Raw genomic sequence first — 22,842 nt, forward strand, 5'->3', positions numbered from 1 at the left:
CGAAAGCAGCTCCGTCCGCCCTCGGGCCAGGAGGGACCTTCCCGAAGACGCACCGGACGCGGATCGGCTTTCGGCGGCAGCTCGTGTCGGTCCGTCACTCACCAGTTCCGGGTGGCGATCAGCTCCTCCACGTCCGCATCCGTGAAGCCGTAGGTCGACGCGACGAACCAGAAGTCCTCGGCGATCTCCTCGCGGGCGACCGTCTCGATCTCACTCCCGGCTGCCTCGAACTCCGCCTCCAGCTGGTTGAACTCCTCCGTCGCCGCCTGGGTCAGCACGTACAGGGCTGCCGGATCCGACGGCCGGTCGGCCTCGATCCGCTCGCACAGCCGCACCAGGATCGTGCGTCCCTCGTCGACGACGTGATCGGGGTAGTACGGGTCCGCGTACAGCTGACGCAAGAACGCATGCCCCGCCACCCGCTGGTCGGTGATCGGCACAGTGCCCCCTCCCGGTGGAAGAACCGACGGGCCGATCATGCACCCCACCACTGACAACGACGCCGTCCCCGAGCGTCCCGCCCATCGTGACCAGTACGTTCGCCACGGGCCCTGGCGGACGCGCGCCACCGTGTGATCGGCCCGACGCGGCCCCGCTGTACGCCCGCTGCGGCCGAACTGGGACAATGCCTCGATGAACGAAGACCTGGAAGTGACCGTGACCCTGGACGGCGACGTGCGCGTCGTCCAGGTCAGCGGTGAATGCGACGCCGACGAGGCCGGGGTGCTGGCCCGGACGCTCGCGGCGCCCTTCGACGGGACCGCCCTCGGCGTCGTCGTGGACCTCTCCCGGGTCACGTTCGCCGACTCCTCGTTCCTCCACACGCTCATCGAGGCGCACCGGAGCCACCTGGCGGCCGGTCTTCCGCTCGTGCTCGCCCAGCCCCACAGCGCGGTCCAGCGGCTCCTGGACCTCACCGACACGGCGCGCCACTTCACCGTCGCCCCCACGACGACCGCCGCGCTGGACGAGGTCCGCGGAGCACGCAGCGACGGCCACCACGTCCGGTGAGGGGCGTACCGGAGCGGCACTCGGCGCAGGGTGAGCAGCAGACGGCGGACCTGGCGACGCCGCGAGGGGGAAGCATGACGAACGAGACCGCCACCGGCCGCGAACAGCACTCCGGAGCGGCGGGGGGTGCGCACGAGGCCCGCACCGCACCAGGGCCCGGCGCGCACGGAGACCCTCCCGCGCCCGGTGGGCAGGACCGGCGACCCGCCACGGCCTCCGCCGCCCGTGAGCGGGTGCGCCGGCTCCTCGACGGTCATCCCGGTGCACCGCTGCTGCCGCGCGTGGTCAACGACGTCCTGCTGGTGACGTCCGAACTGGTCACCAACGCGCTGCGGCACGGAGGCGGAATCGCCGCCTTCCACGCGGAGCTCGACGGTGGCACCGTCCGGATCCGCGTGACCGACCGCTCCACCGCGCCGCCCAGCAGTGCGTCGCGGCGGGACGTCACCACCCCCGGCGGATTCGGCTGGCCGCTCGTCCGGCGCCTCAGCCGCAGTGTCACGATCACCCCCACCGGCGACGGCAAGACCGTCGAGGCCGTCCTGCTCCTCACCCCGGACGGCGTCTGACCGCGCCCACCGGAAGCGACCGATCCGGCCCCCGCACGGGAACGGCCCCCGGAACCGGGCAGCCGCCACACGTCAACGGCCTGTGAACGGCACAGGCCGCCGCGAGGACGCGGCGGCCTGTTCCCGGTCGCGCTGTCAGCCCTGACGGGCCTTGAAGCGCGGCTCCTTCTTGTTGAGGACGAACGTCGTCCCCCTGCGCCGGACGACCTGGGCACCTGGCCTGGCCTTCAGCGCGCGCAGCGACCTGCGTACCTTCATCGCACTTCCTTCCTTCGTCTGCCCCGGGCGGCCCCTGCGTCCGCCGGGCGGCGTGGTTCGGTCCGCCGGGCGGCCGGCGCCTGAAGACGGCCGGCCGCGGGTGGCCGAGCCTCTCCGGTGCCACGCGGGGCCGGGTGCGGGCAGGGCGTCAGCGCACCTCGCGGTAGAGCACGTGCCGGCCCGCCGCCGGGTCGTACTTGCGCAGTACGAGCCGGTCGGGGTCGTTCATCCGGCTCTTCCGGGTCACATACGAGTGACCGGTTCCCGCCGACGACCGGAGCGTCACGACGGGGCGCCTGTCGTTGCGTGCCATCTCATTCCCCTCTCACCGGAGATTCGGGCGGCTCGGGCGGGCGGCTCGATCGCCTCCGCCGGAGTCGACAGCTGCAACACGGGAATCACTCATGACATTCCCGGCGTCCGGCGCCGCGACGGGCGGGGCGACGCAGCCGGCGGACGGACCTCGTGGCCGTGTGAGTCCGTGGCCAGCGCCGCCGGTCACGCGTCCGGGCAGAGCGTGGCGATGGCCGTCCCCCGCAGGAATTCCTCGGCGCGGTCCCACGGCCAGCCGTTCTCGACCACCAGCGTGCGCCAGCTGGAAGGGCCGAACCAGAACCACAGCGTGTCCGCGGTCTCCTCGGCCGTGGCCGCGGGCGCGGAGGGCAGCGTGTGCAGGTGGCGGGCGGCGGTGGTGACCGCGTCCCGATAGGCGGCGGTCGCGCGCCTCCACAGCGCTTCGCCGTCCTCATGGACCGGCAGCGCCTTGTGAATGGCCTCGTGGACCTGGAAGTGACGTTCGTTGCCGACGCGCGTGCCGTGGGCGAGCGCCGCCAGCACCTCCCGGGGCGTACGGAGGGCGTACACCAGCTCGACGGCGCGCTCGTGGCCGGACGCCGCGACGCCCTGGTCGACGATCCGGTCCAGGATGTCGCCCTTGGCGCCGACGCTCGCGAAGACGGTCTTCGGGGAGACGCCGGCCGCCTTCGCGATGTCCGCGACGGTCACCAGCCCGTAGCCGCGGTCGGCGAACAGCTCGGTGGCCCGCCGGAGGATCTGCTCGCGCGTCCGGGCGGCGGACTGCTCGCGCAGGGGGGAGACGTAGGCGCGTTTGGCGGACACGGGGCCATCCTACGGCGACGACACCAGCAGCCTATTCATTAGGTAGTGTGTAACCTCAATTGTGTTGGCGGCCGCCCGGACCCGTCGGGGAGTGCGGCCGCACGGCGCGCGGCGCACTCGGGGTTGCCCGGAGGCACGCGCAGGGGAAGGTGTGGACGGCATGGCGGCACGGCTTGCGGAACTGGCCCAAGGGCTCTTCCGGGTTCTCGAGACCGGCGACCCGGCGCTGGCCGCCGATGTCGTCGCGGCGGACTTCCGCAACCGGGAGGCGGCGGTGTCACCCTCGGCGTGTTCCCTGCCGGGGCCCGCGGGGGTGCTCGCCTCGGGGGCGTGGATGCGGTCCGCCTTCAGCGACCTGCGCTTCCCGATCCTCGGCGTCGCCGGCAACGACGACCAGGTCTGGGTGCGGCTGCGCATGCAGGGGCGCCACACCGGCCCGTTCGTCCGCTTCCGCGACGGGGCGCTGGACCAGGCCGTACCTCCGACCGGCCGGGAGATCGACGTCGAGCAGATCCACGTCCTCACCGTCCGCGACGGCAAGGTGACCGCCCACGAGGCGGTCCGCGACGACATCACCATGCTGGGGCAGCTGGGGGTGTTCCCCCCGGCGCCGGCGACGGCGGTACGCATGCTCGGCTGGAAGGCGACCGGGCGAGCGGCACGCGCCGCGGCCACCGTCACCACGCGGGCGGCCGAAGCGGCCGCCCGCGCGCTGCCTGTGCGCTGACCGGGCGCGTCATCCCGCTCGTACCGGGGCGATTCCGCCGGCCCCCGGCGCCACGGGTGCACAGGGCAGGCCCCGGCTCTCGCGGCGTCTCGGCCTCTCCGGAGCCTCGCTGTGCCCCGCCGGGCCCTGCCTGTCACTCCGGGGTCGGCGGTCGCGCAGTGTGATCGGGATGGTGGCGCGACCGGCGGGACTCCTTCATCTCGGCTTCGTGGAGATGGTCGCGTCCGTCCGCGAGATCGCGCACCACCGCGTGTTCCAGGTCGGCGAACGGCCGGTAGTAGGTCTTGTTGTAGGCCTCGATGATCTGAAACGTCCAGTGGCCCGGAATGACGTTGCGGCCCAGGATCTCCCGCTCGACCAGGGCGGCCTGCCCGGGATGGCCCGCCTCGCGCAGCAGGCGCACGGCGTTGTCCAGTTCGAGGTCGGCGCTGCCGGTCAGCTGGTGGAAGGCGTAGAGGTGACCCCGGGCCCGCTCCGTGGTCTCCAGTGCCTTGGACAGCGAACCGAGCGCCTGGACCGTTTCGTCGCTCACGTGCGCCGGACGTCGGTGGGCGGGATCCGGGGCGTCGGTGGTTTCGTTCGTCATCACGTCCGTATGCCCCCGGGGGGCGGGGACATCGGCAACCCGTAGGCCATATGTGTCAGGGGTTCCGAGCGGTGAATTGCGTGTTTTTGGGTACTCGCGCCTGCACGGCGGAGGGCGGCAGCGCTGCTCCGCGGGATCGACAGGAACGGAGGCGAACGTCGTGTCAAGCCACACGCAGTCGGACTCCCGCGGTGCGCACCGCGCAGGCTCCTCCGCACAGGAGCCGGTGAGTGAACTGGTGCAGCGGGCGTCGCAGCAGCTCACCGAGCTGGTGCGCGGAGAACTGGCTTTGGCGCAGGCGGAGATGAAGGAGAAGGGCCGACGTTACGGCAAGGGCGGCAGGCTTTTCGGCGGGGCCGGTGTGGTGGGCTTTCTGACGCTGCAGGCGCTCACCGCGACGGCCGTTGCCGCCCTGGCGGTGCCTCTGCCCGTATGGGCCGCGGCGCTCGTCGTGACAGTCGTGCTGGGAGCGATCGCCGCGGTGCTGGCCGTCCGGGGCAGGAAACAGGTCGACCAGGCCGCACCGCCCGCACCGCAGCAGACGATCGAGAACGTGAAAGCCGACGTGGCCGAGATCAAGGGGAGTGTGCAGCGATGAGCGAGCCGATCCACGAGGGGCGCACCGCGTCCGACGTCGAGGAACTGCGGGAGCGGGTCGAGCAGACCCGTCATGAGCTGGGGCAGACGGTCGAGGCACTCGCCGACAAGGCCGACGTCAAGGCGCGTGGCCAGGCGAAGGCCGCCGAGGTCAAGGACCGCGCCGCCCATGCCGCGGGGGTGTTGCGGCACAAGGCCGCCGACGGCGCGGCCCGGCTCCGGGACGGTCTGCCCGGGACGGTCACGGAGAAGGCCTCCCGGACTGCCGGGCAGGCTCGTGCCACGGCCAGCAAGGCGGGGCACATATGGGATGAGAGGGCACCTGAGCCGGTCAGGGCGAAGGCCGCGCAGGCCGCACGGGTGGCCCGGCGGTACCCGGCGCTGCTGGCCGCCGCCGCGGCGGTCGCCGTCTGGCTGGTTCGCCGCCGTAGGAGCTGACCCGACCGGCAAGCCGCATGCAGCAGAGCGTGACGGTCCGCAACGGAGCGCGGCCCAGTGCCGGCAGGCGCCTGCGACCTCGGGCGGGAGGCCGAATGGGGGAGCCGTACGGCACGAGGGGCGAGCCCCGGCGGGTCGGCTGTGGGGAGCGGCACGGAAGGGCACGCGGCCTGCGGCCCTACTGTGGACGGGGGAACAGCGACGCGGTGCCGCTCAGGGCGAGGAGGCGCGTCACGGCGGGACTCCGGGGGCCCAACTCCAGGGACTTGCCGTGGGCTTGCGCCTCACGCCGCAGCCGCAGCAGCACGTTGAGACCCGAGCAGTCCAGGAAGGGCACGGCTCTCAGGTCGATCTCGAGGCCGCTGCGCGAACGTGCCAGGGCTTCCTGCAGAGCGCGCCGCAGGGCGGGAGCCGTGTCGTGGTCCAGTTCGCCGCGGATCACCATCACCAGCCGGCCGCAGCCCCCCGGATAGCTGTCCGTGGAGAAGGGCAGCGGTGGGGCCGCCGGGGCGGCGGCAGCCGCTGTTCCGGCACCCCACGGACCGAATCCGCGTTCGTACTCATGCTCCGCCATGGCGGCCTCTCCCAAGTCCACCGGTCTTCCCCTCCAAGGTCACCCCGGCACATGTGACCCGTCAAGAGTTACACGAAACTCAGTTCATGTCTTTTCGTTCGTGTACTTCAGCCCTAAGATCGAGCCATGGGTGTAGCGCCAGAACCGCACAACGGATGGACGTTCCTCACGAATCACGCCCGTGTGCTCGCTGCCATCGCCGACAACTCGAGCGTGCGCATCCGGGACATCGCGGCACACTGCCGGCTGACGGAACGCGCCGTTCAGAAGATCATCGCCGACTTGGAGCAGGCGGGCTACCTGTCGCACACGCGCCAGGGGCGTTCGAACAACTACCGCATCGAGCAGGCGAAGGTACTGCGGCATCCGGCCGAGGCCGGGCTCACAGTGGCCGCGCTCCTCTCGCTGCTCGTCGCGGACGAGGCGAACCGCGTCGTCGGCCCGGACGGCGAGAGGCACTGAGCCGCGCCCGCCCTCGCGCGGCTCACGGAGGCACGGGGTGGCGGCGGTCGCCCGTGCGGCGCACAGCAGCAGGAGACGGGGCGGCAGCAGCAGGCGGGGACGTTCTCCCGGACGAAGCCCCTGCGGGGGCCGTACGGCCAGAGGCCGGACGGCGCTCCGGCGTACGCCCGCCCAGCTGCCTCGACGCACATCCGGGCCCCCTCGGAATCCGAGCCGATGCCGTGCGTGTCGGCCGGCCGTACGCTGGAGCCGACGCCCAAGGGGGGCCGGGAGGTCCTGTATGCCGCGCCCTGTGTGGTCCGGTGCGATCAGCTTCGGGCTGGTGACGATTCCGATCAAGATGCTGCCCGCGACCGAGGACCGTTCGGTCCGGTTCCGGTCGGTGCACCTGGAGGACATGGGCCGGGTCCGCAACAAGAAGATCTGCGAACTCGAGGGCCGTGAGGTCAGCAGCGGGGAGATCGGCAAGGGCTACGAGCTGTCCGGTGGAGACACCATCACCATCACGGATGAGGAACTGGACGCCATCCCCCTGCCGACGGCGAAGGCGATCGACATCCAGGCTTTCGTCCCCGCGGAATCGATCGATCCCGTACGGATCGCCGACGGCTACTTCCTCCAAGCCGACGGACCCGTTGCCGCCAAGCCGTACGTGCTTCTGCGCAAGGCGCTGGAGCGGAGCTCGAAGGTGGCCGTGGCGAAGCTGGCGTTTCACGGACGTGAGCGGCTCGGGCTGCTGCGCGTCCTGGAGGACGCGATCGTGATCCACATGATGCGGTGGCCCGACGAGATCCGGAATCCGTCCGAGCTCGCTCCGAAACCCATGGATCTGGACGAACAGGAGCTCGAGGGAGCGCTGTCCCTCCTGGACACGATGAGCTCCGAAGCGATGCCCGACCTCCACGACGAGTACCGCGAGTCGCTGGAAGCGGTGATCGCTGCCAAATCGGAGGGCAAGGCTCCTGAGCTTCCGCAGCCGGCGGCAGAGCCGAGCGGTCAGGTGGTGGACCTGATGGCCGCTTTGAACGCCTCGGTGGCAAAGGCCAGAGAGCAGCGGGGCGAACCCGCGACGGTGCACGACATGCCGACGAAGCGAACCGCGAAGAAGTCCGCGGCCAAGAAGTCAGCCGCCCAGAAAGCTGCGGCCAAGAAAGCCGCGAAGACGACCGCTTCGAAGAAGACGACGGCGAAGAAGTCCACGGGGCGCAAACCGCGCAGTGCCTAGTCCGGCAGCTCGGCCGACCCGAATTTCCTCACCCGCCCGAGGAGTGTGTGCGTTCGTCACGCCGCCGGCCCGGCCCGGCGGCTCCGGCCATGCCTCGAGGGCGCCGTCGCCGCGGAGGAAATCCCCCATACCGTCCCGCGGGGCACGGCGTGACGGGATGCGGCGCCGAACGCCGCGACAGTGACAGCGAAAGGCGAGTTTGAATGTGCCTTTCCGGTGCAGGCGATAAACGAACCCGTTCGACGTCCCGAGGCAGGAGAGAAACATCATGGGCATCATCGCCTGGATACTCATCGGCTTGCTCGCCGGAATGATCGCCAAGTTTCTGATGCCTGGCAAGGACCCCGGCGGCATCATCATCACCATGCTCATCGGTATCGCCGGCGGCCTCCTGGGAGGCTGGCTCGGCAAGGTCATCTTCGGGGTCGACTCGATCGACGGCTTCTTCGACCTTTCCACGTGGGTGGCGGCGATCGTCGGCTCCCTGATCCTGCTGGCGCTCTACCGGCTCGTCGCCGGAGGCAGGCGCTCTCACCGGCACGCCTGAGTGCCACCAGGGGGTGACCGCGTGAAGGGGATCCCGGTTCCGGCTGCTGCCGCTCAGCCCGGACCGGGATCCTCGTGTGCGAGTCCTACCGCGTCGGGTTCTGCCCGCCGGCCGTCCCCGCGGCTCCTTCCTCGACGTCCGCGCGCCCGCCTGGCCCCAGGGGCCCCGGGCAGCCGGTGCTGCGCGCGAGGCGGGGGAGCCCACGCCGCGAGAGGAACGTGGCGATCAGCGGAAGCGCGGCCCGCACCGGCTGCCCGGCGCGCAGCCAGGAGGGCACGTACACAGCGGGGTTGCGCCGTTCGACGGTGCGCACCATTCGGGCCGCCACCTCCGGCACCGGGTGGACACGTCGCGCCGGCCGGGACATGTGTGCACGCAGTTCGCGCAGGACGGGCCTGTCGTCGACATCGCGGACCATGTCGGTGTCGATCCAGCCGAGGTGGGCGATACCCACTCCGACGCCCTGGTGGGCGCACTCGGCCCGCAGGGCGTGCGCGAAGGACTCCACACCCGCCTTGGAGGCGCAGTCGGCGCTCATCATGGGGGCGGCGCCCAGGGATGCCATCGACGCGATCTGCAGGTAGTAACCGCGTGTGGCGCGCAGCTGGCCGATGAACGAGCGGGCCGTGACCGCGCCGCCGATGAGGTTGACCTCGATGACCCGACGCCACAGTGACGGATCGGTCATCTCGAAGGGCCGCCCTCGGCAATCCCCGCATTGGCGACGACGACCGAGGCGGGCCCCATGTCGGCGCGTACGTCACGGGCAACGCGTCGCATGGCGCCCTCGTCGGTGACGTCGTCGACCAACCGAAGTTCGCATGCACGGCGTGCGGGTTCGCGGCGAACGCGGACCACGCCGGCGCGACGAACGTCCTCAACAGGGCCGGGCCGGGCTGGCCCTCTGCGCGGCGGCTCAGCCACCGACGTAGGAAGCCCGCGCGTTTACGCGTGGGTGGAGTCACGGTCATCCTCTCCGTCTACCTGCGGCAGCGGGGATCCCCTGAGTCCAAGCCGGTCGGTGCCGCCCATTCCTCCACCGGGGTCGAAGGCTGACGGCGGCGCCCGCGTCGGACGAGGTCCACCACCCGGCCGGGAAGGCCCGAGCCGGAGCCCGGAACGAGGTCCGGAAGCCGGACGACGGGAGGACGGCACGACGGGAGGACGGTAGGCAGGACGAGGGGCCGGCGGATGCCCGTCCGCCGCCACGGCATCCCGCCGCCGGGCCGCCCCGAACGTGTCCGATATGTCGGGGTGCTGTCCACGAGGAGGAGCGCGGCACGGTACGCTGCCTCGTATTTTGTCGCACGACAACGATTCTTGGACCGGTCGTGCGGCGGAGCACGGGGGTGGGCCCTCCGCCGGAGGGCCGCAGCGCTCCACCCGTCTTCGTCGGCGGGAGGAGCCGGGTCAGGCTAGCGAGGGTGGTCATGGCTGAGACGACGGTGGGGAAGACACGTCCGGTGCAGCGGACGGGGTCGCACGAGGGGGGCGCCGTGGGGGAGCCCGAGCTGCGGCAGTTGCTGGCGGGGCTCACGGCCGTGCGGGACGGGGACTTCGGCACGCGGCTGCCGGACGACGCCGACGGTCTGCTCGGCGAGATCGCCGGTGTGTTCAACGGCATGGTCGACCAGCTCTCCCTGTTCACCTCCGAGGTGACGCGGGTCGCCCGGGAGGTGGGCACCGAGGGAACGCTCGGCGGACAGGCCGACGTCCCCGGTGTCTCGGGCACGTGGGCGGACCTCACCGACTCGGTGAACGCCATGGCGGGCAACCTCACCACACAGGTACGGGACATCGCGCAGGTCGCGACGGCGGTGGCGCGCGGCGACCTGTCGCAGAAGATCGACGTGGACGCGCGGGGGGAGATCCTGGAGCTGAAGGAGACCATCAACACGATGGTCGACCAGCTCTCCGCGTTCGCCGACGAGGTCACGCGCGTCGCCCGTGAGGTGGGCACCGAGGGGATCCTCGGCGGGCAGGCGGACGTCAAGGGCGTCTCCGGCACCTGGCGGGACCTGACCGACTCCGTCAACTTCATGGCCGGCAACCTCACGGCACAGGTGCGCTCGATCGCCCACGTCGCGACGGCGGTGGCGCGCGGCGACCTGTCGCAGAAGATCGACGTGGACGCGCGGGGGGAGATCCTGGAGCTGAAGGAGACCATCAACACGATGGTCGACCAGCTGTCCTCCTTCGCCGACGAAGTGACGCGGGTGGCCCGTGAGGTGGGCACCGAGGGCCGGCTCGGCGGACAGGCGGACGTCCAGGGGGTCTCCGGGACGTGGAAGGACCTCACCGAGTCCGTGAACGTGATGGGCGACAACCTCACGGCACAGGTGCGCTCGATCGCCCAGGTCACCACGGCCGTCGCCCAGGGCGACCTCACCCAGAAGATCCGCGTGGACGCGCGGGGGGAGATCCTGGAGCTGAAGGAGACCATCAACACGATGGTCGACCAGCTGTCCTCCTTCGCCGACGAGGTCACGCGCGTCGCCCGTGAGGTGGGCACCGAGGGCAACCTCGGCGGCCAGGCGACGGTCCGGGGCGCCTCCGGCACCTGGAAGGACCTCACCGACAACGTCAACGTCATGGCCTCCAACCTGACCGGGCAGGTGCGTTCCATCGCGCAGGTGGCCACCGCGGTGGCGCGCGGCGACCTCTCCCGGAAGATCACGGTCGAGGCCAAGGGCGAGGTCGCCGCGCTGGCCGAAGTGATCAACACCATGGTGGACACGCTCTCCGCGTTCGCCGACGAGGTCACCCGCGTCGCGCGCGAGGTCGGCACCGAGGGCCGGCTCGGCGGCCAGGCGCGGGTGCCGAACGTCGCGGGTACCTGGAAGGACCTCACCGACCACGTCAACTCCATGGCGACGAACCTGACCAACCAGGTGCGCAACATCGCCCAGGTCACCACCGCCGTCGCCAACGGCGACCTGTCGAAGAAGATCGACGTGGACGCGCGGGGCGAGATCCTGGAGCTGAAGACGACCATCAACACGATGGTCGACCAGCTGTCGTCGTTCGCCGCCGAGGTCACGCGGGTCGCGCGGGAGGTGGGCAGCGAGGGCCGGCTCGGCGGGCAGGCGGAGGTCGAGGGCGTCTCCGGCACCTGGAAGCGGCTCACGGAGAACGTGAACGAGCTGGCCGGGAACCTCACCCGCCAGGTCCGCGCCATCGCCGAGGTCACCAGCGCCGTCGCCGAGGGCGACCTCACCCGCTCCATCACCGTTGACGCCTCCGGCGAGGTCTCCGAACTCAAGGACAACATCAACGCGATGGTGGAGTCCCTGCGCGCCACCACCCGCGCCAACCAGGAACAGGACTGGCTCAAGACCAACCTGGCCCGGATCTCCGGGCTGATGCAGGGCCACCGCGACCTCGCGGTCGTGGCCGAGCTGGTCATGGACGAGCTGACGCCGCTCGTCTCGGCCCAGTACGGCGCGTTCTACCTCGCCGAGGAGACCCAGGACGGCACCGAACTCCGGCTCGTCGGCTCGTACGGGCGCCCCGCCGGCACCCCCGCGGAGGACCGTTTCGGGCTGGGCGAGTCCCTCGTCGGCCAGGCGGCCCGCAGCCGCCGTACGATCGCCGCGGACAACGTGCCGGGGGACTACGTCATCTCCTCCGGGCTCGGCCGTACGACGCCGGGCAGTCTGATCGTGCTCCCCGTCGTGGTCGACGAACAGGTCCTCGGCGTCATCGAACTGGCGTCGTTCACGCCGTTCACCCCGGTTCACCGGGACTTCCTGGGGCAGCTGATGGAGATGATCGGCGTCAACGTCAACACCATCGTCGCCAACGCCCGCACCGACGAACTGCTCGACGAGTCCCAGCGCCTGGCGACGGAACTGCAGTCCCGCTCCGAGGAACTCCAGGTCCAGCAGGACGAACTGCAGCGCTCGAACGCCGAACTCGAGGAGAAGGCCGCCCTGCTGGCGGACCGCAACAGCGCCATCGAGGGCAAGAACCTCGAGATCGAGCAGGCGCGGCAGGAACTGGAGGACCGCGCACAGCAGCTGGCGCTCGCCTCCCGCTACAAGTCGGAGTTCCTGGCCAACATGAGCCACGAGCTGCGCACCCCGCTCAACAGCCTGCTGATCCTCGCCCAGCTGCTGGCCCAGAACCCGACCCGGAACCTCACCCCGAAGCAGGTCGAGTACGCCGGCATCATCCACTCCGCCGGATCCGATCTGCTCCAGCTCATCAACGACATCCTCGACCTGTCCAAGGTCGAGGCGGGCAAGATGGACCTCAACCCGGAGCGCATCGCGCTGCGTCCGCTGCTGGACTACGTCGAGGCCACGTTCCGGCCGGTCACCACGCAGAAGAGCCTCGACTTCACCATCACCACCGCGCCCGGCGTCCCGGCCGACCTGGTCACCGACGACTCCCGGCTCCGCCAGGTGCTGCGCAACCTGATCTCCAACGCGGTCAAGTTCACCGAACGCGGCAGCGTCGAACTGCGCATCGAACCCGCGTCCGACGCCGAGCTGCCCGACTCCGTCCACCGCGGCGACGCCGTCGTGGCCTTCCGCGTCAAGGACACCGGCATCGGCATCGCCGAGCAGCAACTGGAGGTCATCTTCGGTGCCTTCCAGCAGGCGGACGGCACGACCAGCCGCAAGTACGGCGGCACCGGTCTCGGACTGTCCATCAGCCGCGAGATCGCCCATCTGCTCGGCGGCGCGGTGACCGCCGAGAGCGCACTCGGCCAGGGCAGCACCTTCACGCTCTACCTCCCTGCCGCACGCGCCGACTTCCAGGGGCAGGCCGACGACCCGGCCCGTCCGGCGGCGCCGCCCGAGGCCACCGAGCAGACGGCCGACGGCGAACGGCCCGCGACGGCCTTCGGCGCCGGCCGGACCCGGCAGACCCGGCGGCTGCTGGTGATCGAGGAGCGCCCCCGCGGTCTGCTGTCCCTCGTGGCCGAGAGCGCTGTCGGCGAACTCGCCGGCGGCGATCTCCCCGACCGCGACAACTTCGAGGTCGTCGCCTCGGTCGGACCGGAGGAGGCGGCCGCCGCCCTCGCCACCGACCCGTTCCACTGCGTGGTCCTCGAACTCGACATGGCCGACGGGCAGGCGCTGCGCTTCCTCGACTCGATGGACGGGGACGCCGCGCTGCGGACCGTGCCCGTACTGGCCCACAACAACCGCCGGCTGGACGCGGCGGACGAGCGCGCGCTGCAGTCCCGCGTCCACGACCGGCCGCTGGAGCTGCTGTCCAGCCTGGACGAACTCCGTGAACGCATCGCCCTGTACCTCTCGGCCGAGCAGCCCGGCGACGTCGTGCCGCTGGTCCGGGTGGAGGAGAGCCAGCAGCAGTTGCCGAGCGCGGCCGGCGGGCTCCAGGGCCGCACGGTCCTCGTCGTCGACGACGACGCCCGCAACCTGTACGCGCTCAGCGGCATCCTCGAACTTCACGGCATCCGCGTCCTCCACGCCGAGAACGGCCGGCAGGGCATCGAGAAGCTGGCCGAGCACCCCGAGATCGACCTGATCCTGATGGACGTGATGATGCCGGAGATGGACGGCTACGCGGCCACGTCCAGGATCCGCCAGATGCCCCAGCACACGGCGTTGCCGATCATCACGGTCACGGCGAAGGCGATGCCCGGCGACCGGGAGAAGAGCCTCGCCGCGGGTGCCAGCGACTACGTCACCAAGCCCGTGAACGCCGACGACCTCGTGGCCTGCCTCCGCAGGTGGCTGAGTGCACCGTGACGCACGCCGCGCCACGGCGGCACACCCGTACCGGAGCACGCACAGCCTCCCTCACCGCCCTCACCCCGAGGAGTCCGCAGCGCCATGAACCGAACCGAGCCCACCGGGAACCCGCCCGGTGACGACGCGCTGCTCGCGCCCGGGCGCGTGCCGGCCCCCGGCTCCGGGGCGTCGTACGGGAGCGGACCCGGCGCGGACCCGGCGCACGCACCCGAGCCGGGAGCGCCCTCGCCGACCGCGGCCACGCCCGCCCCCGGCATCCCGCCGGCCTCCACCGGGCCCGGGGACGCACCGGACCGCACCTCCAGCGTCGGCCGTCTGGCCGCCACCGTGGAACGGCTCCGCAGGGAGATCCGTGACGCGCACGCGGCCGCCGACGGACGGGCCCTGATCGAGCTCGCCAAGGGCGTCCTGATCGAAAGGCTCCGCTGCGGACCGGCGCAGGCGGCCTCCCAACTGGCCGAACTCGCCGAACAGGCGGGCCTGTCGCAGCTCGAACTGGCCGCGGACATCATCAACCAGGCCGCCCGTGACGACGTCGCGGACATCGCGTCCGAGTTCGTCCGGCGCGCCAAGGACGCGGAGCGGCCCGGCCCGTCCGTCTCCGTCCGGCTGCGCACGGCCGAGAGCGCTGCGCTGGCCTCCGGCGACACCCAGGCCGTCGCCGAGTCGCTGCTCGAGCACGCTCTCGCCCCGCTGGGCGCGACGGCCGTCGCCGTGTGGACCGCGGGCACGGACGGCTCCCTGTCGCTCAGCGGCCATGCCGGCTTCGGCACGGACGACGCGGCACGCTGGCGGTACGTGCCGCCCGGCGTGGCCACCGTCGCCCGCCGGGCACTCGGCGAGCGGCGTCCGGTGCACATCGCCTCCCTCGCGGAGGCGGGGGTCCCCTCGATCGGCCACAACCGGATGGCGGAGGGCGGCCGGATCGCCCTGCCGGCCGGAACCGGGGGCCGAATTCACGGAGTTCTGGAGATCTGCTGGCCGCAGCTCCTCCCGGACCGGGCGCCGGCGGTCGAGCGCCAGCTCGACGCCCTGGCCGAACTGTGCGCCCACACCCTGGAGAGCGCCCCCGCCACCGGACCGGGCCTCCGGACCGCAGCGGAACCCGCCGGCGTGTCCGAACTCGTGGAGCTGGCCGAGGGACTGCACGATCCGGCGCTCGTCCTCGTGCCGCACCTCGACGCCGACGGGCACCTCACCGACTTCCGGGTCCGCCACGCCAACAGCCGCTTCCTCGACCCGGCGGGCCGGCCCCGCAGCGCCGTCAGCGGCGCCCTGCTGCTCGAGGCGTACCCCATGGCCGCCGGGGACAGCGACCTCTTCGACAAGGTCGAACGCGTCTACGCGACGGGTGAACCGTTCCGGGCCCGGCGGATGACCCTCACCGCCCTCGTCGACCAGGTGCCGCTCGACACCGTCGCCGACCTCAGCATCAGCCGGCACGGCCGCGCCGTGCTGCTCATCTGGCGCATCGAGGACGAGACGGCGCGGCTGGCCAGTCTGCTCCAGCACGCCCAACGCCTCGGCCGGATAGGGGGTTTCGAGGAGAACCTGGTCAGCGGCGAGGTCACGTGGAACGGCCAGCTCTACTCCCTGTACGGCCGCGCCGTCACCGACAGCCCCGTCCACCTGGCGGACCTCTCCGACCACGCGCACGCCGACGACGCGGTCACCATCGGCCGCTTCCTCCAGGCGGTGCTGCACCACCGGCGGCCCGCCTCGACGGCTTTCCGCCTCCAGCGCCCCGACGGCGTCACCCGGCACATCCGCGTCATCGCCGAACCCGTCCTCGACGCCGAGAACCGGCTCATCGCCGTGCGCGGCGCCTACCAGGACATCTCCTCGCAGCACTGGACCGAGGTCGCGCTGGCCGCCACCCGCGACCAACTGGAGCACACCGAGAAGGAGTCGGCCGAGCGCAACCGGCTCGCCCTGCAGCTCCAGCACGCGATCATGCCGCCACGCCGCGCTCCGCTCGACGCGCCCGGCCTGGAGGTCGCCGTTCGCTACCGGCCGGCGGAATCGGAGTCCCTCGTCGGCGGGGACTGGTACGACACGGTCGTGCTGCCGTCCAAGCGCATCCTGCTGTGCGTGGGCGACGTCGCCGGACACGGGATCGAGGCGGCCACGGGCATGGTCGTCCTCCGCAACGCCATGCGCGGCCTCGCCGTCACCGGCGCCGGCCCGGCCCAGCTGCTGTCCTGGCTGAACATCGTGGCGCACCACCTGACCGAACACGTCACCGCCACCGCCGTCTGCGGCCTGTACGACCCGGAGACCCGGATGCTGCGCTGGGCCAGGGCGGGACATCTGCCCCCGGTGCTCGTACGCGGCAGCGACGCCACCACCCTGCCCATGCCCGGCGGACTGCTCCTGGGCGCCCTCGGAGACGCGCAGTACCAGGAGTCCGACGTCCAACTGGAGCCGGGCGACTCGCTGCTGATGTACACCGACGGTCTCGTCGAACGCCGCGACACCTCCGTCCACGACTCCCTGACCCAGCTGCTCGGCACGGCCAGGACGGCTTCGGCGACCCTGGAACGGCGACTGGACCATCTGCTCACGCACAGCAAGTCCGACACCGACGACGACACCTGTCTGATCGGCGTCAGGGTGCTCTGATCCGGTTCGCGGACCGCCGGGGCGGCGATCGTCCCGGCGGCGACGACGCCCGCCGGCGTGCTCAGGGACGCGTCGTCCCGCGACGTTCTCGCACCCTTCTCGCGACTCCCGCGCCGTCGGGCGACGCGGCGCGGGAGCCCATGAACTCTCAGCGTTCGGCCGTCACACGTATCGTCTCCAGCTTCGGATCCGCGGTGTCCGGCACGACCATTCCCGCCTCCTTGCCGCTTGCCAGGTACGCCAGTACGGCCCCGTTCAGTCGTTCCCCGGGCACGACGACCGGGATGCCGGGCGGGTACGGCGTGACCATCTCCGCCGCGACCCGGCCCACTGCGTCCCGCAGGGGAATCTGCTCCGTGGGGCCGAAGTACGCGTCCCGCGGCAGAGCCGCCTGTTCGAGGCGCAACTCCGTGGGCGGCGGAACATGGACGGCGGTCGAGGGGCGGAGCGAGGGGGCGTTGTCCGCCAGGTCCCTCAGGGCCGTCAGCAGCGCGGCCGCCGAGTCGTGGTCGTCCGCGTACGTGAGCTGTGCGCTGATGCGGCGGTGATCGGCGAGATGGGAGGTTCACGCGGTGGTGCCGGCGGAGCCAGTCCGCGCCCCGGTAGCCGCTGATGCCGAGGGCCGACACATCGATGACGACGGGCAGCGGGTCCAGATCGGTCGCGAGCCCGGGGCCGACGTACTCGGGGCGCCCGTCGACATGCATCCCGTCGATGGCGCCGATCGACGAGCGTACGACTCCGCTCAGTTCGAGGGCGTTCTGGATCAGTTCCTTGCCCTGTTCGACCATGTGGCGCCGCCAGGCGTCCAGGGCGGCGTAGATGAGCACGGACGGGCTCGTGGTGCCCAGCAGGTCCTCACGGGACTTCAGCACGGTGGGATCCACCAGGTCACCGCTGAGATGGAACACCGAACTCTGCTCCAGCCCGCTGCCCATCTTGTGCACTGAGGTCACGCAGACGTCCGCGCCTGCGTCCATCGCCCAGGTGGGCAGGTCGTCGTGGAAGGGCAGATGGGCACCCCACGCCTCGTCCACCAGCAGCGGCCGTCCGTGCCGGTGGCAGAGTGCTGCGAGCGCGGACAGATCGGCGCAGCTGCCGTACGGCGTCGGGCTGGTCACCAACGCGCCCTTGGCGTCGGGGTGCTCGCGGAACGCCTCGTCGAACGACTCCACCGACGGAGGGTGCGCCAGATGCCGTTCGGCATCCCATTGGGGATCCACCCACACGGGCCGCACTCCGGACAGGATCAGCCCGGCCACCACGGCCTTGTGCGCGTCGCGCCCCACCAGCAGCTTCTCGCCCGGCCCGGCGACGGCGAGCATGCTCGCCTTGACGGACAGCGAACTGCCGCAGGTGGAGAAGAACGTGTGGTCGGCACCGACCGCGTCGGCCATGAGGTCCTGAGCCCGTTCCAGCACCCTTCCCGAGGCGCTGCGGTCGTCGAGCCCGGAGGTGGCGAGGACGTCGGAACGGAACACTCCCGGTCCCAGCACGGCAACGGCACGCGGATCGGCCCCGAGGCCCTGCTTGTGGCCGGGCGGCGTATAGGGCTGCTCCCCGCTGCGGTGGTAGGCCTCCAGCGCCTCCAGCACGGGCGCGTGCGAATGGTCCGGTTGCGGTGAGATCGTGACCGCCTCCTCGGCAGGGGGACGAGCGGGGTGCGGTGCGTCCCCCGCCCGGCCGAGCCGGCTTCGGCGGCCTGCGCCCCGCGGGGCGTGTCGCCTGCACTCCGCGTACCCGGACCCCTCCGCCCCACTCGCCCGATCCCCGCCCCGCGCGGGAGCCGCGAGCCGGGTTTCGGCCGGCAGCCGGGGCGCGCCGTCGGACCCCGCCCCGCGCGGGAGCCGCGAGCCGGGTGCCGGCAGGCGGCAGCCGGGGCGCGCCGCCGGACGACCGCACATCCGGGGAGGCCGCCCCGGCCTTCGCCGCCCAGTGCCTCAGGGGCGGTCCGGCCGGACCTCGCCGCTGGTCCCTCAGTCCCTGCCGCTCTTGCCGCCGCTGGGCCAGACGCCCGTCGCCCGCTGCACGGCCTTGGCGCCTGACCTGTCGACCACGCTGCGCACGACGGCGAAAATGGCGCCCTGCACGGCGGCCGCGAGCAGGATCTCGCCCCACTTCCGGTCGCGGTCGAGCGCGTCGGGCGCGTTGTCCTCGTGCCGCAGCACCTTCCACGCCTTCTGGAAGGCGAGACCGGCGAGCGCACCGCCGCCCCAGCTGAGGGCGAAGCCGACCGGCTTGTAGACGAGCGGCACCTTGCCCTTCCTCTTCAGCTTCATCTTGTTCATGGGTCCCCCTTCACCTGTTTCCGTGCCGTGCACACCTGGGCGTCCTCCGTGAGCGCGCATCCCTGCGCCTCCCCGGGCGTCCCGAGTGGCGCGTGCCCCCTCGATCACCTCGTACACCCGTACACGTGTCCGTTTCGCCGTACACCCGGTGGGCACCCGCCGCGCCGAGCGCCCGGACGTCCTCCAGGCGCGGCGTACGCACCCCGGACGACCCCGACGGAACAGGAAGAGCACACATGCAGTGGTGGCGTCGGCTGCGGTGGGAGGCGGCGGCGGTCCGGCGCTCCGCCCTCCGGGCCGTGCGAGGGCCGGGGAGTGAGCGCAACACCCTCGTCCAGTCGCTGAAGGCCGCGGCGGCGGCCGTACTCGCCTGGGCCGTGACGGGCTGGTGGTGGGGGGCGCCCATGGCCCTGATGGCGCCGTGGACGGCCGTCGCGCTGGTGCAGAGCACCGTGTACCGCTCCCTCGTGTCCGCGGTCCAGCAGGTGGCCGTCATCGGCTTCGGCGCGGTGCTCGCCGCCGGGGCGGCAGCGGCCACGGGGAACACCACGGTGGCCATGGCCCTCGTCCTGCCCCTGACGGTCCTGATGGGCAACTGGACCCGCTTCGGGACGCAGGGCCTCTACGCTCCGACCACCGCCCCCTTCGTCCTGGCCTACGGCTCCACGTCCTTCGCCGACGTGGGCCACCGACTGCTGGAGACGTTGATCGGCGCTCTCATCGGGATCGGTGTGAACGCGCTCGTCCTGCCCCCGGTGCATCTGAAGGACGTACGTGCCCACCTGTACCGGCTGCCCCGCGAGACCGCGGAGCTCCTGCGCACCATGGCCGCGGGGATGGAGCACGGCTACGAGCGGGCGGACGCCGAGCGCTGGCACGACCGGGCGCGCGGCCTCCACGGCACCGTCGCCGCGCTGCACGAAGCACGGGGCTGGACGCGGGAGAGCTACCGGTTCAACCCGGGACACCGCCTTCGCCGCCGCGGCCCCGCCCTGCCGCCGTCCGAGCGTGACTCCGCCTGGGAACGGGCCACCCACCACCTGATGTCCCTGACGCGCCTGCTCGCCGACGCCGCCGGCGGCAGCCCTTCCCTGCGCCCGCCCCACTCGGACGCGCTGGAACCGCTCGGCGAGGTGCTGCGCCGTGCGGCGGAGGTCTGCGTGCCCGAGTCGGCACCGGTGACGGTGCCCGCGCCCGGCCCCGTCGGGAGGGGCGCGCAGGAGCGTCGGGCCGACGCGCTGTCGGACGCCTGGGGCGCCCACGGTCGGCTGAAGGCCCTGGTCGTCAGCGAGGACCCGGAGACGGCCACGTCTCTGGGCGGCGTCGTGGCGGAGACCCAGCAGTTGCTGTACACGCTCGAACCGGAGGGCACGCGGTCCTGACGACCGGCGCGGACGGCCCCTGCGGCCGCCCCTCGGACAAAGGCGGCATGTGTGTCGAATGACTTGCGGGGCAGGCGGATGCCTGAAGGCCGACGCGGGCCGAGCCGCCGGGACGACGTTCCGTGGCCGGGGCACTCCCCGTAGCGGCCTCTCACCGAGGACCTCAGCAGAAGGCGGAGGACATGAATCCACTGATCGTCAGCCAGGACGCGCCCGTCACGGAAGCCGCGAGCAATCCGGTCCTGGGCGGAATCGGCCCGTTCATCGCCGGAATCGTGATCGTCGCGGTGCTCATCGGGGTCATTCCCTGGGCCATCCGGCGCCGGAGGACGCAGCCGCGACGGCCGCGGCCCTCCGAGCAGCCCGTGCGTCCGGCCGGACGCACGCACATCGAGGAGAACCGGGAACCGGACGGCGAGACCTTCCCGGACGACGGCTCCCGACTGACCCCGCATCAGCTGGGGTCCCACAGCTCACACCCCGGCCCCGAGGGACGCCGTCGCAGCGACGAACAGGGCGGCGGTTCCTTCGGCAGCGGCGGACTCGGCGGATGACCCGGGACGCGTCGCGGTCAGGACGTCTCCGCGGCATGAATCCCTGGTCCCACCGTTCCCCGCGGTGTGAACCGCCACCCGGCACCGACGGCACCAGGAGGCCATCACCCCATGAAGCACACTCAGCGGCAGACCGGCCACCCGCGCACCGCGGACGAGGAGGTCGCGCGTGAGGTCCGGGAGGCAGAGCTCGACGTGACCGAACGCGGTCCGGAACGAGGCGAGGCGGGAGACGCGCTCACCCCGAACGAGGAGGCCCAGGAGGACGCGCGCGGCGACGACCGCGATCACTAGGCCGTGTTGCGAAGGTCCCTCCTGGCCCGCGACGCCCTGGCACGCACGCTCGCTGCGTTGTCGGAGTCATCCGAGTACGTCCAGTCCGAGGATGATCCGCCGCCGTGCGATCGCACGCACCGGACGCCGCAGACCCCCTGCGGGCGGACGGAGCTGCTTCCGCCACACACCCCAGCGGGGCACGGTGAGCCCCGCCGAACGCCGTCCGCGGCGTTCGCCTCCCATCCCGACGAGGAGCACACCGATGGCCATCTCCGAGCGTTCCGCCGGCTCGCTGTGGACGGAGTACGACCCGGGGCCCGAGTACCCGTCACTGCACGAGGACGTCCGCGTCGAAGTCGCGGTGGTGGGCGGCGGCATCGCCGGGATCTGCACGGCCTGGGAGCTCGCCCGCGCGGGCCGGCAGGTGGTGCTCGTGGAGGCCGACCGGATCGCGCGGGGCGTCACCGGCCACACGTCGGCGAAGGTGTCGGCGCTGCAGGGCACGGCGTACAGCCGCATTCGCTCGGCACGCGGCCCCGACGCGGCCCGGCTGTACGCGGCCTCCCAGGCCGACGCGGTACGCCGTGTGGCGGAGGTGGCCGGGGAACTCGGCATCGACTGCGATCTGGAACGTGTGCCCGCGTACACGTACGCCGCCGATCCGGCGAAGGCCGACGGCATACGGCGCGAGGCCGAGGCGGCCGCGGAGGCCGGGCTGGCGGTGTCCTTCCTCCGGGACGCCGACCTCCCCGTCCCCGCCGCGGCCGCCGTACGGCTCGACGACCAGGTCCAGTTCCATCCCCGGAAGTACCTGCTCGCACTCGCCGCGGACTTCGTGCGCAGCGGCGGGACGATCGTCGAACGCAGCCGCGTCACGGGGCTCGACGAGGGCGATCCGTGCCGTCTGACGACGAGTGCGGGTCCGACCGTCGAGGCGCGGCACGTCGTCGTCGCCACGCACTACCCAATCTTCGACCGGGCGCTGCTCTTCACCCGTCTGGAGTCCCGCCGCGAGGCGGTCGTCGCCGGGCCGCTGCCCCCGGGGGCGGGGGAACCCGCCGGCATGCTCCTGACCGAGGAGGAGGGCACCCGGTCGGTGCGCAGCGCTCCCCACGAGAGCCACGGCCGCATGCTCGTCGTCACCGGAGAGAAGTTCACTCCCGGAGACCCGAGGGACGGCGGTGCCACCGCCCACTTCGACCGGCTCGAACGCTGGGCGGAGGAGCACTTCAGGGACTTCGCGGTCACCCACCGCTGGGCCGCGCAGGACACGTTCCCCACGGACGACGTGCCCTACGTCGGCCGGCTCCACCCCCTGACCCGCCGGGTCCACGTCGCCACCGGGTTCGGCGGCTGGGGCATGACCGGGGGAGTGATGGCGGGCCGGCTGCTGAGCGCACTGGTCACCGGGGAGTCGTCGCCCTGGGCCGGGCTCTACGATCCCGTCCGGCTCCATCCCAGCGACGCGCCCGACGCCCTGAGGCTCTGGGCCAAGACCGCCAGGCACCTGGTCGCCGACCGGCTGCCCGGCGGCCGCGCCGACTCGGTGGACGACATCCCGGACGGCGGCGGCGCCGTGGTGAGGGGCCCGCACGGCGGCCTCCACGCCGTGCACCGCGACGCATCCGGTGTACTGCACCGGGTCTCGGCCCGCTGCACCCATCTCGGCTGCATCGTGCACTTCAACGACGCCGAGACGACGTGGGAGTGCCCGTGCCACGGCTCGCGCTTCGACGTGGACGGCAAGGTGCTCCAGGGCCCCGCGGTCCACCCACTCGAACGTCAGGACGACGAGGACACCTGACGATCCCGGCCTCGCGGCCGCCGGATCCCGCCGTTTCGTCAGGAGTTCCCCGGCGGTGCGCCGGGCCGTCGCCC

General features: G+C 72.2%; 21 protein-coding genes and 3 pseudogenes. 15 read left to right on the forward strand and 9 right to left on the reverse strand.

Translation table 11 applies throughout. From position 1 onward, the window contains the following. Positions 1-98: 98 nt before the first annotated feature. Positions 99-440 carry a DUF5713 family protein gene (locus tag QRN89_RS32560; protein ID WP_290352996.1) on the reverse strand — a complete coding sequence of 114 codons (342 nt, stop codon included), beginning with the start codon at positions 438-440 and terminating at the stop codon, positions 99-101. Positions 441-633: 193 nt separating this feature from the next. On the opposite strand from QRN89_RS32560, the gene QRN89_RS32565 reads away from it, so the two are divergent. Both QRN89_RS32565 and QRN89_RS32570 read left to right on the forward strand, forming a co-directional pair. Beyond that, positions 634-1,011 (forward strand): STAS domain-containing protein, encoded by a 378-nt coding sequence (locus tag QRN89_RS32565; RefSeq protein WP_290352997.1) that lies wholly within the window; start codon positions 634-636, stop codon positions 1,009-1,011. A 74-nt stretch (positions 1,012-1,085) separates the two neighbouring features. Next, the gene (locus tag QRN89_RS32570) at positions 1,086-1,580 is read left to right on the forward strand and encodes an ATP-binding protein (RefSeq protein WP_290352998.1); all 495 of its coding nucleotides are present in this window, start codon (positions 1,086-1,088) and stop codon (positions 1,578-1,580) included. Between the two features lie 135 nt (positions 1,581-1,715). Here QRN89_RS32570 and ykgO read toward each other — a convergent pair whose 3' ends face one another. From ykgO to QRN89_RS32585, 3 genes are all read right to left on the reverse strand, one after another. Further along, positions 1,716-1,838, reverse strand: coding sequence for a type B 50S ribosomal protein L36 (gene ykgO, locus QRN89_RS32575; RefSeq protein WP_290352999.1), 123 nt, complete (start codon positions 1,836-1,838; stop codon positions 1,716-1,718). Positions 1,839-1,986: 148 nt separating this feature from the next. Next, the gene (gene rpmG, locus QRN89_RS32580) at positions 1,987-2,151 is read right to left on the reverse strand and encodes a 50S ribosomal protein L33 (protein WP_290353000.1); all 165 of its coding nucleotides are present in this window, start codon (positions 2,149-2,151) and stop codon (positions 1,987-1,989) included. A 185-nt stretch (positions 2,152-2,336) separates the two neighbouring features. Further along, complete coding sequence (locus QRN89_RS32585; protein WP_290353001.1) at positions 2,337-2,957, reverse strand: TetR/AcrR family transcriptional regulator; 621 nt, start codon at positions 2,955-2,957, stop codon at positions 2,337-2,339. Positions 2,958-3,117: 160 nt separating this feature from the next. Between QRN89_RS32585 and QRN89_RS32590 the strand changes: the two genes are divergently transcribed. Then, a complete protein-coding gene (locus tag QRN89_RS32590; protein ID WP_290353002.1) occupies positions 3,118-3,684 on the forward strand; it encodes an ester cyclase in 567 nt (188 codons plus the stop codon). Between the two features lie 133 nt (positions 3,685-3,817). Here the strand turns inward: QRN89_RS32590 and QRN89_RS32595 are convergent, their stop codons facing one another. Next, positions 3,818-4,270, reverse strand: a complete 453-nt coding sequence (locus QRN89_RS32595; RefSeq protein WP_290353003.1) for a hypothetical protein — start codon at positions 4,268-4,270, stop codon at positions 3,818-3,820. 226 nt (positions 4,271-4,496) lie between these two features. Here QRN89_RS32595 and QRN89_RS32600 point away from each other — a divergent pair, with 226 nt between their 5' ends. Together QRN89_RS32600 and QRN89_RS32605 are read left to right on the forward strand one after the other, a co-directional pair. Beyond that, positions 4,497-4,868: a phage holin family protein gene (locus QRN89_RS32600; protein ID WP_290353004.1), complete on the forward strand. Its 372-nt coding sequence runs from the start codon at positions 4,497-4,499 to the stop codon at positions 4,866-4,868. Beyond that, the gene (locus QRN89_RS32605; RefSeq protein WP_290353005.1) at positions 4,865-5,305 is read left to right on the forward strand and encodes a DUF3618 domain-containing protein; all 441 of its coding nucleotides are present in this window, start codon (positions 4,865-4,867) and stop codon (positions 5,303-5,305) included. Before QRN89_RS32600 ends, QRN89_RS32605 begins: the two co-directional genes overlap by 4 nt. A 178-nt stretch (positions 5,306-5,483) precedes the next feature. Here the strand turns inward: QRN89_RS32605 and QRN89_RS32610 are convergent, their stop codons facing one another. Next, complete coding sequence (locus QRN89_RS32610; protein WP_290353006.1) at positions 5,484-5,879, reverse strand: STAS domain-containing protein; 396 nt, start codon at positions 5,877-5,879, stop codon at positions 5,484-5,486. Between the two features lie 126 nt (positions 5,880-6,005). Here QRN89_RS32610 and QRN89_RS32615 point away from each other — a divergent pair, with 126 nt between their 5' ends. From QRN89_RS32615 to QRN89_RS32625, 3 genes are all read left to right on the forward strand, one after another. Further along, positions 6,006-6,341, forward strand: coding sequence for a helix-turn-helix transcriptional regulator (locus tag QRN89_RS32615; protein WP_290353007.1), 336 nt, complete (start codon positions 6,006-6,008; stop codon positions 6,339-6,341). A gap of 280 nt (positions 6,342-6,621) precedes the next feature. Next, the gene (ku, locus tag QRN89_RS32620; protein ID WP_290353008.1) at positions 6,622-7,566 is read left to right on the forward strand and encodes a non-homologous end joining protein Ku; all 945 of its coding nucleotides are present in this window, start codon (positions 6,622-6,624) and stop codon (positions 7,564-7,566) included. 268 nt (positions 7,567-7,834) lie between these two features. Next, positions 7,835-8,113, forward strand: a complete 279-nt coding sequence (locus QRN89_RS32625; protein WP_290353009.1) for a GlsB/YeaQ/YmgE family stress response membrane protein — start codon at positions 7,835-7,837, stop codon at positions 8,111-8,113. Between the two features lie 85 nt (positions 8,114-8,198). Here the strand turns inward: QRN89_RS32625 and QRN89_RS32630 are convergent. Next, positions 8,199-8,914: pseudogene (locus QRN89_RS32630) on the reverse strand (SDR family NAD(P)-dependent oxidoreductase); the annotation flags it as partial. A 168-nt stretch (positions 8,915-9,082) separates the two neighbouring features. On the opposite strand from QRN89_RS32630, the pseudogene QRN89_RS35675 reads away from it, so the two are divergent. The 3 genes and pseudogenes from QRN89_RS35675 to QRN89_RS32640 form a co-directional block, all read left to right on the forward strand. Next, positions 9,083-9,169: pseudogene (locus QRN89_RS35675) on the forward strand (DUF6766 family protein); the annotation flags it as partial. 374 nt (positions 9,170-9,543) lie between these two features. After that, complete coding sequence (locus QRN89_RS32635; protein ID WP_290353010.1) at positions 9,544-13,839, forward strand: HAMP domain-containing protein; 4,296 nt, start codon at positions 9,544-9,546, stop codon at positions 13,837-13,839. Between the two features lie 84 nt (positions 13,840-13,923). Continuing rightward, positions 13,924-16,464, forward strand: a complete 2,541-nt coding sequence (locus QRN89_RS32640; protein ID WP_290353011.1) for a SpoIIE family protein phosphatase — start codon at positions 13,924-13,926, stop codon at positions 16,462-16,464. Between the two features lie 148 nt (positions 16,465-16,612). On the opposite strand, the pseudogene QRN89_RS32645 reads toward QRN89_RS32640, so the two are convergent. Then, a pseudogene (locus QRN89_RS32645) lies at positions 16,613-18,092 on the reverse strand (aminotransferase class I/II-fold pyridoxal phosphate-dependent enzyme). A 348-nt stretch (positions 18,093-18,440) separates the two neighbouring features. After that, on the reverse strand, positions 18,441-18,752 hold the full coding sequence (locus tag QRN89_RS32650) for a DUF4235 domain-containing protein (RefSeq protein ID WP_290353012.1): 312 nt from the start codon (positions 18,750-18,752) through the stop codon (positions 18,441-18,443). A 236-nt stretch (positions 18,753-18,988) separates the two neighbouring features. Between QRN89_RS32650 and QRN89_RS32655 the strand changes: the two genes are divergently transcribed. From QRN89_RS32655 to QRN89_RS32670, 4 genes are all read left to right on the forward strand, one after another. Then, positions 18,989-20,134: an FUSC family protein gene (locus QRN89_RS32655; protein WP_290353013.1), complete on the forward strand. Its 1,146-nt coding sequence runs from the start codon at positions 18,989-18,991 to the stop codon at positions 20,132-20,134. Between the two features lie 182 nt (positions 20,135-20,316). After that, complete coding sequence (locus QRN89_RS32660) at positions 20,317-20,688, forward strand: DUF6479 family protein (protein WP_290353014.1); 372 nt, start codon at positions 20,317-20,319, stop codon at positions 20,686-20,688. Between the two features lie 111 nt (positions 20,689-20,799). After that, on the forward strand, positions 20,800-20,982 hold the full coding sequence (locus tag QRN89_RS32665) for a hypothetical protein (RefSeq protein ID WP_290353015.1): 183 nt from the start codon (positions 20,800-20,802) through the stop codon (positions 20,980-20,982). Between the two features lie 244 nt (positions 20,983-21,226). Continuing rightward, entirely contained in the window at positions 21,227-22,768 is a 1,542-nt protein-coding gene (locus QRN89_RS32670) for an FAD-dependent oxidoreductase (protein WP_290353016.1), read from the forward strand. The last annotated feature ends 74 nt before the right edge of the window (positions 22,769-22,842 follow it).

Source organism: Streptomyces sp. HUAS CB01 (assembly GCF_030406905.1).
Lineage (GTDB): Bacteria > Actinomycetota > Actinomycetes > Streptomycetales > Streptomycetaceae > Streptomyces > Streptomyces chengbuensis.

What these genes read in the sequence shown, in the direction of transcription:
- QRN89_RS32650 (WP_290353012.1), bottom strand. Translation starts at nt 18,752, where the DNA reads ATGAACAAGATGAAGCTGAAGAGGAAGGGCAAGGTGCCGCTCGTCTAC.
- QRN89_RS32605 (WP_290353005.1), top strand. Translation starts at nt 4,865, where the DNA reads ATGAGCGAGCCGATCCACGAGGGGCGCACCGCGTCCGACGTCGAGGAA.
- ku (WP_290353008.1), top strand. Translation starts at nt 6,622, where the DNA reads ATGCCGCGCCCTGTGTGGTCCGGTGCGATCAGCTTCGGGCTGGTGACG.
- QRN89_RS32670 (WP_290353016.1), top strand. Translation starts at nt 21,227, where the DNA reads ATGGCCATCTCCGAGCGTTCCGCCGGCTCGCTGTGGACGGAGTACGAC.
- QRN89_RS32570 (WP_290352998.1), top strand. Translation starts at nt 1,086, where the DNA reads ATGACGAACGAGACCGCCACCGGCCGCGAACAGCACTCCGGAGCGGCG.
- QRN89_RS32625 (WP_290353009.1), top strand. Translation starts at nt 7,835, where the DNA reads ATGGGCATCATCGCCTGGATACTCATCGGCTTGCTCGCCGGAATGATC.
- QRN89_RS32615 (WP_290353007.1), top strand. Translation starts at nt 6,006, where the DNA reads ATGGGTGTAGCGCCAGAACCGCACAACGGATGGACGTTCCTCACGAAT.
- QRN89_RS32640 (WP_290353011.1), top strand. Translation starts at nt 13,924, where the DNA reads ATGAACCGAACCGAGCCCACCGGGAACCCGCCCGGTGACGACGCGCTG.
- QRN89_RS32660 (WP_290353014.1), top strand. Translation starts at nt 20,317, where the DNA reads ATGAATCCACTGATCGTCAGCCAGGACGCGCCCGTCACGGAAGCCGCG.
- QRN89_RS32595 (WP_290353003.1), bottom strand. Translation starts at nt 4,270, where the DNA reads ATGACGAACGAAACCACCGACGCCCCGGATCCCGCCCACCGACGTCCG.
- QRN89_RS32665 (WP_290353015.1), top strand. Translation starts at nt 20,800, where the DNA reads ATGAAGCACACTCAGCGGCAGACCGGCCACCCGCGCACCGCGGACGAG.
- QRN89_RS32635 (WP_290353010.1), top strand. Translation starts at nt 9,544, where the DNA reads ATGGCTGAGACGACGGTGGGGAAGACACGTCCGGTGCAGCGGACGGGG.
- QRN89_RS32610 (WP_290353006.1), bottom strand. Translation starts at nt 5,879, where the DNA reads ATGGCGGAGCATGAGTACGAACGCGGATTCGGTCCGTGGGGTGCCGGA.
- QRN89_RS32655 (WP_290353013.1), top strand. Translation starts at nt 18,989, where the DNA reads ATGCAGTGGTGGCGTCGGCTGCGGTGGGAGGCGGCGGCGGTCCGGCGC.
- rpmG (WP_290353000.1), bottom strand. Translation starts at nt 2,151, where the DNA reads ATGGCACGCAACGACAGGCGCCCCGTCGTGACGCTCCGGTCGTCGGCG.
- ykgO (WP_290352999.1), bottom strand. Translation starts at nt 1,838, where the DNA reads ATGAAGGTACGCAGGTCGCTGCGCGCGCTGAAGGCCAGGCCAGGTGCC.
- QRN89_RS32590 (WP_290353002.1), top strand. Translation starts at nt 3,118, where the DNA reads ATGGCGGCACGGCTTGCGGAACTGGCCCAAGGGCTCTTCCGGGTTCTC.
- QRN89_RS32565 (WP_290352997.1), top strand. Translation starts at nt 634, where the DNA reads ATGAACGAAGACCTGGAAGTGACCGTGACCCTGGACGGCGACGTGCGC.